Consider the following 13,476-nt stretch of genomic DNA (forward strand, 5'->3'; position numbering starts at 1 on the left):
GGCAAGCGGCCGCACACTGGCAGAGGATGAAGAACGTGGCACGGAAATTCGGAAGGCGAGGCAAGCCCGCGGCGGGAGTCGGCCCGGAGGTCGATCCCCGCGAACTCTTCGGCACTCCCCAGCCCGCGCGGCAAGCCGCCCGGCCGGCGTCGAGCACGCCGCTGGCCGACCAGCTGAACCAGGGCTGGCCGGGGGTCGACCCCGGTTACGTCGTGTTGCCGCGTTCGCTGGCCGAGGGGATGTCGCTGCCCTGGCAGCAGCAGATGGCCGCCCTGCTGGCCCAGTTCCACCAGGAGAACGCCCGTCTCGCGTGGCCGATCTACCGGGTTGTCCCGTCGCGCTACGAGAAGCTCGTCGACCTCGACGAGGAGCAGCTGGCGGAGGCCGGTTACCTGGTCGAGATGGACACCGAAGGCGAGATGATCTACCGCGAGCGCAGCGGACGGAAGATCGAGGACCCGGCGAACACGACGGTGCTCGTCTCCTGCCTCGACCCGATCCCGAAGCCCGTGCGGCGTCAGGCACCCCCGCCGCCTTCGCAGGCCGCCCCGCCGGTGACCGGGCAGCCGCCGCGCGCCCCCGCGCCGATGAACATCGGCCCCGCGCCGGTGTGGCGCACGGTCGCCCCGCCGGCCGGGCCGCCCGCGCCGCCGTTGCCGGGCAATCACGCGGCGCCTCAGGCGCCCGCGCCGCAGCCGCCTGCGTCTCAGGCACCCGCGTCTCAGGCGCCCGCACCTCAAGCGCCTGCGCCTCAGGCACCCGCGCAGCAGCCGCCTGTGTCGCAGGCTCTGCCTCCGTTGCCTCAGCCTTCCCGGACTTCGCCTCCGCCGGTGAGCGCGCCTCCGGCCACCCCGGAAGCGCAGTCCGCCGCGCCGTCTCAGGCGGAGCCCGAGCCGCCCGTGAGCCCACCGGCCCCGCCGCCCGCCACGACCCCGCCGTCGTCCGCGATGCCTCCGGCTCCCACTGCTCCGCCGCAGGGCATCCCCGCCGCGCCGGAGGCCGCCACCCCGCCGCGAGGCATCCCGATGGGCCGGGGCTGGTTCGACGAACTCGGCGAGAACGTGCCGGAAAGCTCGAAGGTGGATCAGCCCGAAGGCGGCGAGTTCGGCCCGACCGGTGATCCCACGGAGATCCCGTACCGCTACCGCAAGTGATGACAGGACGTCCGGGTGATGTCACGCTAGACGTATGTCGAGCGACCCGAACCCGGACCAAGGCTGGTACTACAACACCAAGACGAATCAGGTCGAGCACCTGGAACGAGGCCGGAGCGTCGACCTCCTCGGCCCGTACCCGGACGAGGCGACGGCCAAGCGTGCCCTGGACATCGCCAAGGAACGCACGCGGCAGGCCGACGCCGAAGACGCCAAATGGAACGGCGACTGACGCACCGGTCTTCATAGCGCAAGTCCGTGAAGGCCTCCTTGAGGGACCCAGAGTCCCTCAAGGAGGCCTTCACCGACTTGGGCGGAAGTGGGGGAGGGGGAGGAGAGGGAGGTCAGGCGTCCTGCCCGGCCAGCGCCGGACCCAGCACGAACTCCGGGTCCACCTGCGCCGTGAGGTCCTCCCCGGCTCGTCCGCTGCCCCAAGCCCGCGCGTTGCGGAGGTGGAACTCGACGCCCTGGCGCTGATAGCGGGCCCAGTCGCGCTGCTCGGCGTCGACGGTCGCGAGCATCGAGCCCAGCGTCTCGAGGTTGTGCGCCTCGAGTTCGCCGATCGGGCGCGCGCGGCCGCGTTCGGCGGCGCGGACGTGCCGCGAGTTCTCCATCCAGCCCAACAGCGCGTCGCCGACCTCGTCGCGCAGGAAGTCGATGTCCTCGTCCTCGGTCACCTTGTTGCCCACGACGACGAGCCGCACGCCGAAGTCCCGCGCGTAGTCGGCGTACTGCCGGTACACGCCGACGCTGCGCACGGTGGGCTCGCATACCAGGAACGTCACGTCGAACCGCGTGAAGAGCCCGGACGCGAACGCGTCGGCGCCGGCGGTCATGTCCATGACCACGTACTCGCCCGCGTCGTCGACCATGTGGTTCAGCAGCAGTTCCGCCGCGCCGACCTTCGAGTGGTAGCAGGCGACGCCGAGGTCGTCCTCGTCGAACTGCCCGGTGACGCCGAGCCGCACGCCGCCGAACTCGCGGAAGCAGGCCCCGAAGATCGGGTTGTCCTCGAACGGCCGGACCAGCCGCGACCCGCGTCCCGGCGGGGTCGTCTTGATCATCGCGGCCGCGTCGGCGATCCGCGGGTTGTCGCCGCGCAGGTATTCCTTGATCAGGCCCATGTTGTCGCCCAGCGTCGGCCACGCGATGGCCTCTTCCTCGCTCGCGCCGAGCGCGACGGCGAGGTGCTGGTTGATGTCCGCGTCGATCGCCAGTACGGGTTTCCCGCCGCCGGCCAGGTACGCGGTGAACAGCGAGGCCAGCGTCGTCTTGCCGCTGCCGCCCTTTCCGACGAACGCGATCTTCACACCACGGCCCTTCCTGTCGTTTTGAAAAGGGTATCGGTTTTCATTTCGGCCGTAACGTACACCCGACTGGCCCGCACCCGAACGGGCGATCAACGGGGCCGACTCGGGATAGGGTTGGGTGGTGCCTCCACTCGTGATCAGGACACACACGGCCGGAGGGGACTTCGGTCGCCTGCGAGCCGAGTTCTCGCTGCCGGAGTCGTTCGGGCCCGACGTGCTCGCCGAGGCGGAGGCGGCGGTCGTCGACCCGCTCGAGTCGGCGGGGGGACGCGAGGACGCCACCGGTCTGCCCTTCGTCACCATCGATCCGCCGGGTTCCAAGGATCTCGACCAGGCGGTGCTGATCGAGCGCGTCGAGGGCGGCGGGTTCCGGGTCCACTACGCGATCGCCGATCTGGCCGCGTTCATCCCGCCGGGTGGCGCGCTCGACAAGGAGGCGCGGCGCCGGGGGCAGACGCTCTACCTGCCCGACGGCAACGTCCCGCTGCATCCGCCGGTGCTGTCCGAAGGCGCGGCGAGCCTGCTGCCGGGGGAAACCCGGCCCGCCGTGCTGTGGACCATCGACGTCGACGCGGGCGGTGAGCCGACGGCGACCAACGTCCGCCGGGCGCTGGTCCGCTCCACCGAACAGTTCGACTACGAGACCGTCCAGGCTTCGATCGACGCGGGGAACCCGCATCCGTCGGTCGCCGCGCTGCCGGAGCTGGGCCGCCTGCGCCGCGAGCTCGCGATCCGGCGCGGCGCGGTCGAACTCCAGTTGCCGGAGCAGGAGATCAGCGGGGATCCCGACGGCGGCTGGGCGCTGATCCAGCGGCCGCGCAACGACGTCGACGCGTGGAACGCCGAGATCTCGCTGCTCACCGGGATGGCGGCGGCGAAGATCATGATCGACGCCAAGATCGGCGTCCTGCGGACGTTGCCCCCACCCGACGCCGAGGCGGTCGAGTGGCTGGGCCGATCCGCGCACGCGCTGAACATCGACTGGCCCGAGGGCAAGAGCGTGTCGGAGTTCCTGGCCGCGCTGGATCCGGGCCAGCCCGCCTCCATGGCGCTTTTCGCCGACACCACAAGGCTTTTGCGCGGCGCCGGGTACACCGCGTTCGACGGTGAACTGCCCGCCTTGACCACACACGCCGGGATAGGCGGCGCGTACGCCCACGTCACCGCCCCGATCCGGCGGCTGGTCGACCGGTTCGCCACCGAGATCTGCCTCGCCGTGAGCGCCGGGCGCGAAGTGCCCGCGTGGGTCCGCGCGGCGCTTTCGGAGGTGCCGGAGCAGATGACCGCGTCCGACACGCTGGCGGCCAAGGTCGAACGGGCCTGTATCGACCAGGTCGAGGTCTGGGTGATGGCCGAGCACATCGGCGGCGAGTTCGGCGCGATCGTCCTGCGCGCGGAGGAGACCAAGGCCGAGATCCTGGTCGAGGATCCGCCGGTGATGTCCAAGTGCACCGGCGAGAAGCTGCCCGAAGGCGAGCGGATCCGCGTCCGGCTCACCGCGGTGGACGTCGACAAGCGGAAACTGTCGTTCGAGCGGGCATGATCGACGATCTCGGTGAAGTGGTCCCGCTGCGCGGTCCGGCGGCGCGGGTGGTTTCGCTCGTCCCGTCGCTGACCGAGGCCGTCGAGGTGAGCGCGCCGGGGAGGCTCGCGGGCGCCACGGACTACTGCACCCATCCGGTCGATCTGGACGTCCCGAGGGTAGGGGGCTCGAAGTACCCGAACGTGGACAAAGTGCTCGAACTCGCTCCGGATCTGGTGCTGGCCAACTCCGAGGAGAACCGGCCGGAGGACGTGGAACGCCTGCGTGCCAACGGGATCGCGGTCTGGGTGATGGAGGCGTCGGCGACCGTGCCCGGCGCGCTCGCCTCGATCCGGCGGATCCTGACGCAGGCCTACGACCTCACCGAGCCGGATTGGCTGGTCGAGGCCGAAGAGGTGTGGCGGGAGACCCTGCCGGAGCGGTTCCGGGCGGTCGTGCCGGTCTGGCGGAAACCGTGGATCGTGCTCGGCCGGGACACCTTCGGCGGCGACGTCCTGCATCGCGTCGGAATCGGCAACGTCTACAAGGACGACGAAGAGCGCTACCCGCGCCCGAAGCTCGAAGAGCTCCAAGCGCGCTTCGCGAGCGAAGAGGCGAACCTGCTCGTCCTGCCCGACGAGCCTTACGAGTTCACCGCCGACGACGGCCCTGAAGCGTTCCCCGGCGCGAAGTACGTCCTGGTCTCAGGACGCCACCTCACCTGGTACGGCCCCTCACTCGTCGAGGCCCACGCCCACCTCACGCGTTTAGTCCTCTGAATGCGGTAGTTCGCGCCACGAACCAGCGCATCCAGAGGACTAAACGCGGGGAGGGTCAGAGGGTCAGGCCGGTGAGGACGGTGACGCGTTCCTCGGTGAAGTCGGCCATCGCCGACGCCGGGCCCTCGCGGCCGACGCCGGAGTCCTTCACACCGCCGTAGGGCATCTGATCGGCCCGGAAGCTCGGCACGTCGCCGACGAGCACCCCGCCGACGCGCAGCTTCGCGGACACGTCGAAAGCCGTCGGCAGATCGCGGGTGAACACGCCCGCCTGCAGCCCGAAGCGCGAGTCGTTGATCCGGCGCACGCCGTCGTCCACCGACTCCACCCGCGTGATCGACACGACCGGGCCGAAGACCTCGTCGGCCATCACCGACGCGTCCTCCGGCACGTTCGCGAGCACGGTCGGCTCGACGGTCGCGCCGTCGCGCTTGCCACCGGTCAGCAGTTCGCCGCCCGCGTCGACCGCGGCGGTGATCCACGATTCCACCCGGGAAGCGGCGGCGGCGTTGATCAGCGGGCCGACGTCCACGCCGTCCGTCCGCGGGTTGCCGGTCCCGAGCGCGCGCACCTGCTCCAGGACCTTCGCCTGAAGCTCCTCGTAGACGTCGGCGTGCGCGTACACGCGCTGCACCGAGATGCACGACTGTCCGGCCTGGTACATCGCGAACGTCGCGATCCGCTGCGCCGCGAAGTCCAGATCCGTCCAATCGGGACAGACGAGCACCGCCGCGTTGCCGCCGAGTTCGAGCGCGACGTGCTTGCGCGGCACGCTGTCGCGGATGCCCCAGCCCACCGGCACGGAACCGGTGAACGACACGACCGGCAGCCGCGGATCCGAGACCAGTTTCGCCGATTCCTCGTTGCTCACCGGGAGGATCGACCAGCTGCCGGCGGGCAGGCCGGTCTCGGCGAGGATCTCGCCGAGCAGCAGCGCGGTCAGCGGCGTCGCGGGCGCGGGCTTGAGCACGATCGGCGCGCCGACCGCGATCGCGGGCGCGACCTTGTGCGCCACCAGGTTCAGCGGGAAGTTGAACGGCGTGATGCCCAGCACCGGCCCCTTCGGCACGCGGCGCACCAGCGCGAGCCGTCCGGTGCCGCCCGGGTCGGTGTCGAGTCGCTGCAGGTCGCCGGAGAACCGGCGGGCCTCCTCGGCGGCCCAGCGGAACGTCGACGCCGCCCGGCCGACCTCGCCGCGCGACCACTTCAGCGGCTTGCCCGACTCGGCGGTGATCAGCTGAGCGATCTCTTCGGACCGCTCACCCAGAACTCGGGACACGTGGTCCAACGCGCCCGCCCGGACGTGCGCGGGCAGCGTCGCGAATTCGCCGGAGACGTCGTGCGCGGCCTGGACCGCGGTCTCGATGTCCGAAGTGGACGGAACGTGGTGCGAGCCCGCCTCACTGCCGTCGAAGGAGTGACGGACGACGACGGTCTCGCCGCCGGTGACGGGCTTTCCGGCTACCCAGAAAGGAAAGGTGCTCACTTGACGGCCTCCGTACGGACAGCGTGCTCCAGGACCGAGAGGCCCTCGTCGAGCAGTTCGGTGGACAGGGAAAGCGGCGGCAGCAGTCGGACGACGTTCCCGTAGGTGCCGCAGGTGAGCACGACGACGCCGGCCTGGTGGCACGCCTGCGCGATCCGCTTGGTGAGGTCGGCGTCGGGTTCGGTGGTGCCCGGCTTCACGAACTCGGCGGCCAGCATCGCGCCGCGGCCGCGGACGTCGCCGATCACGCCGGTCTCCTCGGCCAGTGCCCGCAGCCGCGGCAACACCGTGTTCTCGATGCGCTTCGCCGACGCCGCGAGGTTCTCCTGCCGCATGACCTCGATCGAGCCGAGCGCCGCGGCACACGCGATCGGGTTACCGCCGTAGGTTCCGCCGAGTCCGCCGGGCGGGACGGCGTCGAGCAGTTCCGCGCGGCCGGTGACGGCTGCCAGGGGCAGTCCGCCCGCGATGCCCTTGGCGGTGGCGATCAGATCCGGCACGACCTCCTCGTGCGTGGACGCGAACCACTCGCCGGTGCGGCAGAAGCCGGTCTGCACCTCGTCGGCGACGAACACGACGCCGTTCTCGGTGCACCAGCGGGAAAGCGCGGGCAGGAAACCGGCCGCGGGCTCGATGAACCCGCCCTCACCCTGCACCGGCTCCAGCACGACGGCCGCGACCTGGTCGCCGCCGATCTGCTTCTCGATGCGATCGATGGCGATCCGCGCCGCTTCGGGGCCGGACAGGCCGTCGCGGTACGGGTACGACCCCGGCACCCGGTAGACCTCGGGCGCGAACGGGCCGAAACCGTGCTTGTAGGGGATGGACTTCGCGGTCAGCGCCATCGTCAGGTTGGTGCGGCCGTGGTAGGCGTGGTCGAACACGACGACCGCCTGGCGGCCGGTCGCGGCGCGGGCGATCTTCACCGCGTTCTCGACGGCCTCGGCGCCGGAGTTGAACAGCACCGAACGCTTCTCGTGGGTTCCCGGCGTCAGCTTGTCGAGGGCTTCGCACACCTCGACGTACCCCTCGTACGGCGTGACCATGAAACACGTGTGCGTGAACAGGCCCACCTGCTCGCGGACGCGGTTCACGACGGCGGGGGCGGCGTGGCCGACGTTCGTCACCGCGATGCCGGAACCGAAGTCGATCAGGACGTTGCCGTCGGCGTCGGTGAGCAGGCCGCCCTCGGCCGAGGTGATGTAGACGGGCAGCACCGAACTCACGCCCGCGGCGACGACGCCGGCGCGACGTTCCTGCAGCGCTCGCGAGGCGGGGCCGGGGATCTCGGTGCGCAGCCTGCGCTGTGTTTCGGTGGTGGCGGTCACGGCCAAACTCCTGCGGACGCGAGGGACGGGGTCGCCCTCCAGGATGAGAGCCCGGACGAGCGGCGTCAGCTCGACATCTTGTCGATATCGAGGCGTAGAATTGGACAACATGGCACTGACGCTCCGCGCCCTCGCGGCCGAACGCCCGCTCGGCCTGCGCGTGCGTGCGGCCGAGGCCGGGCTCGACCGGCCGATCGGCTGGGTCCACCCCACCGAACTGACCGATCCGCAGGCCTTCCTCGAAGGCGGCGAACTGCTGCTGACCACGGGCCTCTCGCTCGACGAGAGCACGGCGCCGGAGTACGTCCGGCGACTTGTCGACGCGGGTGTCGCCGGGCTCGGTTTCGGTGTCGGCCTCAGTCACGAGAGTGTCCCTCAGTCCCTTGTGGACACCGCCGAAGAGGTCGGGCTCCCGGTTTTCGAAGTGCCGAGGAAGACGCCGTTCATCGCGATCACGCGCGCCGTCTCCCGGGCTGTCGCGGCCGACGAGTACGCCTCGCTCGTACGCACCGGCAAGGGGCAGCAGGAACTCACCAGGACCGCCGTCGGCAAGGGTGGTCCCGGTGGGGTCGTCCGCAAACTGGCGAAGCTGGTCGACGGCTGGGTGCTCCTGCTCGATTCGGCGGGCCGGGTCACCGAAGCGGCACCCGCCTCCGCTCGTGACTCCCTCGATTACGTGCGAGAAGACCTCGCGCGCCTGCGTGCGGGCACGCTCGTGACGACGGTGGGGGAGGACGAGGTGGTGCTGCAGACACTCGACACCCGGGCGCGTGGCGTGCTCGTCGTCGGGACCCGTGGGCCACTCGACGCCGCGGGGCAGCACATCGTCAACACCGCCGTGTCGTTGCTTTCCCTCGCGCTGGAACAGAATCGGGAACACGTCGTCGCGCTCCGGCAGCTGAGGTCGGGGCTGTGCGAACTGCTCGCCGAGGGACACGCCGAACTCGCCACCCGGACGATGAAGACGCTCTGGGGCGGGGTCCCGGAACCACCGTGGCCGGTCCTCGCCGTCACCGGTCCGGCCGTCGCCCGCCGGTCGCTCGCGGACGCGCTCGACGCCGAAGTCCCCGGTGAAAAGGTCTTCTTCGGTGAATCCGGGGCTTTTCTGGTCGCGCTCGGCGACGTGGAGGCGGCCGCCCGGCTGGCTTCCCGGATCGGCGGGCTGCACGCCGGGCTCTCCGATCCGGTGTCCACAGTGGATTTCCCGGCCGGGCTCCGTCAGGCCACGCAGGCGGCGGAAGCGGCGAAGGCCGAGCGGGCGTCGCTGGTCCGGTTCGCCGAACATGCCGGGCGCGGCTTCCTGGAGTTGGTCGATTCCCAAGCGGCGCAAGCGTTTTCGGACAGCTTGCTGGCACCGCTGCGGCACCATGACGAAACCGGCCGGGGCGAACTGGTCGCCTCACTGACCTGCTGGCTCGAACACCACGGTCATTGGGATCTGGCGTCCGCGCGGCTCGGCGTGCACCGGCACACCCTGCGCAACCGCGTACGCAAGGTCGCCGAACTGACCGGCCGTGACCTCGATTCCCCCGGTGTGCGCGCCGAATTCTGGCTCGCGCTGCAGGTCGCCGGGCGCTGAAGGACGCCATCCCCGCATCTGATGGGGGGAAAGCGCCCTTCACCGCGTCGCATGCGGGAAAGCGTCCTTCAGCGCTCGGACCGGACCAGCGCGATCGGGGAGTCCCCGCATCGCCGCAGCGTGGTGCCGTTCTCGGTGGTGACCGGTTCCGCGCCGGACGACCACCACGCCGGGACGTCGACGTCGCGCACCAGCGAACCGGTGGCCTGGCGCGCGTTGTTCGACACGATCACCCGGCCCTGGGCGTTGACCAGCGCCGCGCGGCCGCCGAGCGCGCGCAGTTTCGGCTGCAGCAGACGCTCGACCTCGCGCACGTAGATGTCCGCGCCGACGACTCCCGTGAACGTTCCGCTCCGCTGGACGGGAACGGTGAAGGTCAGCGTGTACTCGTCGGTGCAGAGGTAGTCGACGTACGGGCCGTTGATATGGCGGCGGCCGGTGTCACGCGGGACGGTGAACCACGATTGCCGGGTGTAGTCGAGGAAGTTGTCGCTGTCGGGATCGAGACTGATGACCAGCTGGGCGGGCTCGGCGTCTCCGGTCTCGGTCCACCATTCGAAGCCGAATTCCTGATCGGCCAGCGCGTTCGGCGCGCTGATGAACCCCGCGCCGACGACCAGGCCGCCGAGGACGTCGAAGACCTGCGGACGGAGTCTGGTCAGATCGTCGGCGGTGGCATCGGCGGAAGCGGCCATGAGCCCCTCGGCGCCGGACAGAACCGGCTTCAGTCTGCCGAAGACGTCCTCGACGAGGGCGGATACCTGTTCGACGACCTCGGAACCGGCGGACGGTGTGTCGTTCACGATGCTCACCTCGGATGCGCGGATGCCGCAGCTTAAGGGGCCAGAAGGTCTAAATGCACGTCCGCCAGCCGGTCTATCGCTTCGAGGATGTGCTCCTCGGTGAGCTTCCTGGCCAGCTCACCGTCGCCCAAGGCGATGGCGGCGGTGATCGCGCGGTGTTCGGCGTAGGCGTTCTCCCGGGTGCCGTGCGGCTCGAGCGGCAGCCACAGCAGCCCGCCTCGCTCACTCTGCAACTGCACTTCTTCCCTGGTCAGTCGCGGCGACTGCGCGGCCGCGGCGACTTCGAGGTGGAACTGACGCTCGGCGCGCGAGGCCTCCGCGCCGGTCGCGACGCGGATGTCCTCTGTCGCCAGCTCGAGCCGCTCGATGTCCTCGGGCGAACTCCGCTCGGCGGCGAGTTTGGCGGCGGCGCCGGCGATGGCGAGATAGTGGTCGCCGACGTCGCGCAGATCCGACAGCGAAACCGTGCGAAGGCGTTCTCGCCATGAAGCAGCCGAAGGATCCACAGGCGTCTTCACAAAGCTTCCGCCGCCTCGGCCGCGTCGCGTCTCGACGAGCCCTTGCTGTCGCAGGGCCACGAGCGCTTCGCGAACCGTCACGGTGGAGACGCCGAACTGAGCGGCCAGTTCGGCTTCGCTCGGCAGCTGTTCCGAGTCGGCCAGCAGTCCGAGCGTGATGGCGTCGACCAGCCTCGCGGTGACCGCTTCCGCCCGGCCGATCTGGTCGAGTGGCGCGAACATCGCTGACCGCGCGCTGTGCGACATCCCCTTACGCATGGTGGCCTTTCGCCCGTACCGCTACCCGATGGAACCAATCTTGCCCCATCGTCTTGTCATTTAACATCTGGACTTATATGTTTTAGCTCCCTCGTCGCCCCACAAGGGAGCAAGGGACCTTTGCTATCGCCTCACGCCCCCAGGCCCAGTAGCCAGGAGCTCTCGTGCAGCAGTTGAAGCACTTCATCGGCGGTGAGTACACCGGATCCGCGTCGGGCGAGGTCGCCGACATCGTCGATCCCGTCACCGGCCGCCCGTATCGCACCGCCTCCGTCGCGGGACCCGAGGACGTCGACCGCGCGCTGAAGGTCGCGGCCGCCGCCTTCGAAGAATGGCGAGAGACCACGCCCGCGCGGAGACAGCTCGCGTTGCTGAAAATCGCCGACGCCGTCGAAGCGCGCGCCGAAGGCCTCGTGCTCGTCGAATCGGCGAACACCGGCAAGCCGATCGCGCTGACCGCGACCGAAGAACTGCCGATGATCGTCGACCAGTTGCGGTTCTTCGCGGGTGCCGCGCGTGTCCTGGAAGGACGGTCGGCGGGCGAGTACATGGAAGGGCATACCTCTTTCGTCCGCCGAGAACCGATCGGCGTGTGCGCGCAGGTTACGCCGTGGAACTACCCGCTCCTCATGGCGGTCTGGAAGATCGCTCCCGCGCTCGCCGCGGGGAACACCGTGGTGCTCAAACCGGCCGACACGACACCCGCGTCGACCCTGCTCTTCGCCGAGATCTGCGCCGAATTCCTGCCGCCCGGTGTGCTCAACGTGATCTGCGGCGACCGCGACACCGGACGAGCGCTCGTCGAGCACGAGATCCCCGCGATGGTGTCCATCACCGGCTCCGTGCGCGCCGGGATCGAAGTCGCCGCCTCGGCGGCGAAGGACGTGAAGCGCGTACATCTCGAGCTCGGCGGTAAAGCGCCCGTAGTGGTCTTCGCCGACGCAGACATCGAAGCGGCCGCGGAAGGCATCGCCGCCGCCGGATACTTCAACGCGGGCCAGGACTGCACCGCGGCGACCCGCGTCCTGGTCGACGGCGAGGTCCACGACGCGTTCGTCGAGGCGCTCATCAGGCAGGCGCGGGCGACCACCACCGGCAAACCCGACGACAAGTCGGTCAGCTACGGGCCGCTCAACAACGCCGCGCAACTCGAAAGGGTCGCTGGTTTCGTCGATCGGCTTCCCTCGCACGCGACAGTCCACTGTGGAGGTAAAAGGTATGGGGACGAGGGTTACTTCTACGCGCCGACGGTGATCTCCGGTGTCCGTCAGGACGACGAGATCAGCCAGACGGAGGTCTTCGGCCCGGTCATCACCGTCCAGCGGTTCGGCTCCGAAGCCGAAGCGCTCGCCGCGGCCAACGGCGTCGACTACGCGCTCGCGTCCTCGGTGTGGACCACCGACCACCAGCGGGCGATGCGGCTGGCCGGGAAGCTCGATTTCGGCTGCGTGTGGATCAACACGCATATCCCGCTGGTCGCCGAAATGCCGCATGGCGGCTTCAAGAAGTCCGGCTACGGCAAGGACCTCTCGCTCTACGGCCTCGAGGACTACACCCGCGTCAAGCACGTGATGAGCGCGTTGTGACGACCACCGAAAGGCACGCCATGCCTCATCAAGCGCCCACCGCCTCCGCCGAGGGGGAGCAAGGGACCTTTGCTATCGCCTCCGGTGGCGGTGGTGAGCCCGCCATCCGGCTGCGCGGGCTGCGCAAGGAGTTCGGCCAGGTCCACGCGGTCGACGGCGTCGACCTCGACATCCCGCCCGGCGAGTTCTTCTCGATGCTCGGCCCGTCCGGTTCCGGCAAGACGACCGTGCTCCGCATGATCGCCGGCTTCGAACTGCCGACGGCGGGCACGATCGAACTCCACGGCCGCGACGTCAGCCGTCTCGCGCCGTTCGACCGCGACGTCAACACGGTCTTCCAGGACTACGCGCTCTTCCCGCATATGACGGTGCGCCAGAACGTCGAGTACGGCCTTCGGGTGAAACGCGTCCCCCGCGCGGAGCGGCGTCAGCGTGCGAAGGAAGCCCTCGACACGGTGAGACTCGGCGAGTTCGGCGAGCGCAAACCCGACCAGCTCTCCGGCGGCCAGCGTCAACGGGTCGCCCTCGCCAGGGCCCTGGTCAACCGGCCGAAGGTGCTCCTGCTCGACGAACCGCTCGGCGCGCTCGACCTGAAACTGCGCCACACCATGCAGACCGAGCTCAAGCAGATCCAGCGCGACGTCGGCATCACCTTCATCTTCGTCACCCACGACCAGGACGAGGCGTTGACGATGAGCGACCGCATCGCGGTGTTCAACGAAGGCCGCATCGAACAGGTCGGCTCGCCGGTCGAGGTGTACGAACGGCCCGCGTCGGCGTTCGTCGCCGGATTCGTCGGCACCTCGAATCTGCTCAGCGGGGGCGGCGCCGAAAACATCATCGGCAAACCCGGTGTCTTCAGCATCCGCCCCGAAAAGATCCGCATCGACGCCGATCTCTCGAACTCCGCGGCGGTCGGCGAGACCAGCGCGACCGGCACGGTCACCGACACCGTCTACGCCGGCGCGACCGTGCGTTACGAGGTCACGCTCGACGCCGGTGGCCAGCTCTCCGTGGTCCGGCAGAACACCGCCGAGCCCGCGGACTTCGAGGGCGGCCGCGTCCGCCTGAGCTGGCGGCACGAACACAGTTTCCGCGTCCCCGAAGCCGGTTAGCGACGCGCCTGCTCACGACCCACCTCACCGCCACCTTG

The 13,476-nt window shown here is 69.9% G+C and carries 12 protein-coding genes; 7 read left to right on the plus strand and 5 right to left on the minus strand.

The features are described from left to right. The first annotated feature begins 26 nt into the window (after window positions 1-26). Window positions 27-1,154, plus strand: a complete 1,128-nt coding sequence (locus HDA45_RS26985) for a hypothetical protein (protein WP_221471243.1) — start codon at window positions 27-29, stop codon at window positions 1,152-1,154. A 34-nt stretch (window positions 1,155-1,188) separates the two neighbouring features. Beyond that, complete coding sequence (locus tag HDA45_RS26990) at window positions 1,189-1,386, plus strand: hypothetical protein (protein ID WP_184899891.1); 198 nt, start codon at window positions 1,189-1,191, stop codon at window positions 1,384-1,386. 112 nt (window positions 1,387-1,498) lie between these two features. On the opposite strand, the gene HDA45_RS26995 is transcribed toward HDA45_RS26990, so the two are convergent. Beyond that, window positions 1,499-2,464 (minus strand): nucleotide-binding protein, encoded by a 966-nt coding sequence (locus HDA45_RS26995; RefSeq protein ID WP_184899893.1) that lies wholly within the window; start codon window positions 2,462-2,464, stop codon window positions 1,499-1,501. A gap of 133 nt (window positions 2,465-2,597) precedes the next feature. Between HDA45_RS26995 and HDA45_RS27000 the strand changes: the two genes are divergently transcribed. Then, the gene (locus HDA45_RS27000) at window positions 2,598-4,007 is read left to right on the plus strand and encodes an RNB domain-containing ribonuclease (protein WP_184899895.1); all 1,410 of its coding nucleotides are present in this window, start codon (window positions 2,598-2,600) and stop codon (window positions 4,005-4,007) included. Beyond that, entirely contained in the window at window positions 4,004-4,765 is a 762-nt protein-coding gene (locus HDA45_RS27005) for a helical backbone metal receptor (RefSeq protein ID WP_184899897.1), read from the plus strand. The genes HDA45_RS27000 and HDA45_RS27005 overlap by 4 nt, the downstream gene beginning before the upstream one ends. Before the next feature lie 55 nt (window positions 4,766-4,820). On the opposite strand, the gene HDA45_RS27010 is transcribed toward HDA45_RS27005, so the two are convergent. Both HDA45_RS27010 and gabT read right to left on the minus strand, forming a co-directional pair. Then, window positions 4,821-6,251, minus strand: a complete 1,431-nt coding sequence (locus HDA45_RS27010) for an aldehyde dehydrogenase family protein (protein ID WP_184899899.1) — start codon at window positions 6,249-6,251, stop codon at window positions 4,821-4,823. After that, complete coding sequence (gabT, locus tag HDA45_RS27015; RefSeq protein WP_184899901.1) at window positions 6,248-7,579, minus strand: 4-aminobutyrate--2-oxoglutarate transaminase; 1,332 nt, start codon at window positions 7,577-7,579, stop codon at window positions 6,248-6,250. The genes HDA45_RS27010 and gabT overlap by 4 nt, the downstream gene beginning before the upstream one ends. A 109-nt stretch (window positions 7,580-7,688) precedes the next feature. On the opposite strand from gabT, the gene HDA45_RS27020 reads away from it, so the two are divergent. After that, the gene (locus tag HDA45_RS27020; RefSeq protein WP_184899903.1) at window positions 7,689-9,158 is read left to right on the plus strand and encodes a PucR family transcriptional regulator; all 1,470 of its coding nucleotides are present in this window, start codon (window positions 7,689-7,691) and stop codon (window positions 9,156-9,158) included. Window positions 9,159-9,226: 68 nt separating this feature from the next. On the opposite strand, the gene HDA45_RS27025 is transcribed toward HDA45_RS27020, so the two are convergent. Together HDA45_RS27025 and HDA45_RS27030 are read right to left on the minus strand one after the other, a co-directional pair. Then, window positions 9,227-9,961 carry a PDC sensor domain-containing protein gene (locus tag HDA45_RS27025; protein WP_184899906.1) on the minus strand — a complete coding sequence of 245 codons (735 nt, stop codon included), beginning with the start codon at window positions 9,959-9,961 and terminating at the stop codon, window positions 9,227-9,229. A gap of 32 nt (window positions 9,962-9,993) precedes the next feature. After that, on the minus strand, window positions 9,994-10,737 hold the full coding sequence (locus tag HDA45_RS27030) for a FadR/GntR family transcriptional regulator (protein ID WP_184899908.1): 744 nt from the start codon (window positions 10,735-10,737) through the stop codon (window positions 9,994-9,996). Between the two features lie 164 nt (window positions 10,738-10,901). Here HDA45_RS27030 and HDA45_RS27035 point away from each other — a divergent pair, with 164 nt between their 5' ends. Then, window positions 10,902-12,323 carry an aminobutyraldehyde dehydrogenase gene (locus HDA45_RS27035; protein WP_184899910.1) on the plus strand — a complete coding sequence of 474 codons (1,422 nt, stop codon included), beginning with the start codon at window positions 10,902-10,904 and terminating at the stop codon, window positions 12,321-12,323. Continuing rightward, window positions 12,320-13,438, plus strand: coding sequence for an ATP-binding cassette domain-containing protein (locus HDA45_RS27040; protein ID WP_184899912.1), 1,119 nt, complete (start codon window positions 12,320-12,322; stop codon window positions 13,436-13,438). The genes HDA45_RS27035 and HDA45_RS27040 overlap by 4 nt, the downstream gene beginning before the upstream one ends. Window positions 13,439-13,476 lie beyond the last annotated feature (38 nt).

This window comes from Amycolatopsis umgeniensis, from assembly GCF_014205155.1.
Lineage (GTDB): Bacteria > Actinomycetota > Actinomycetes > Mycobacteriales > Pseudonocardiaceae > Amycolatopsis > Amycolatopsis umgeniensis.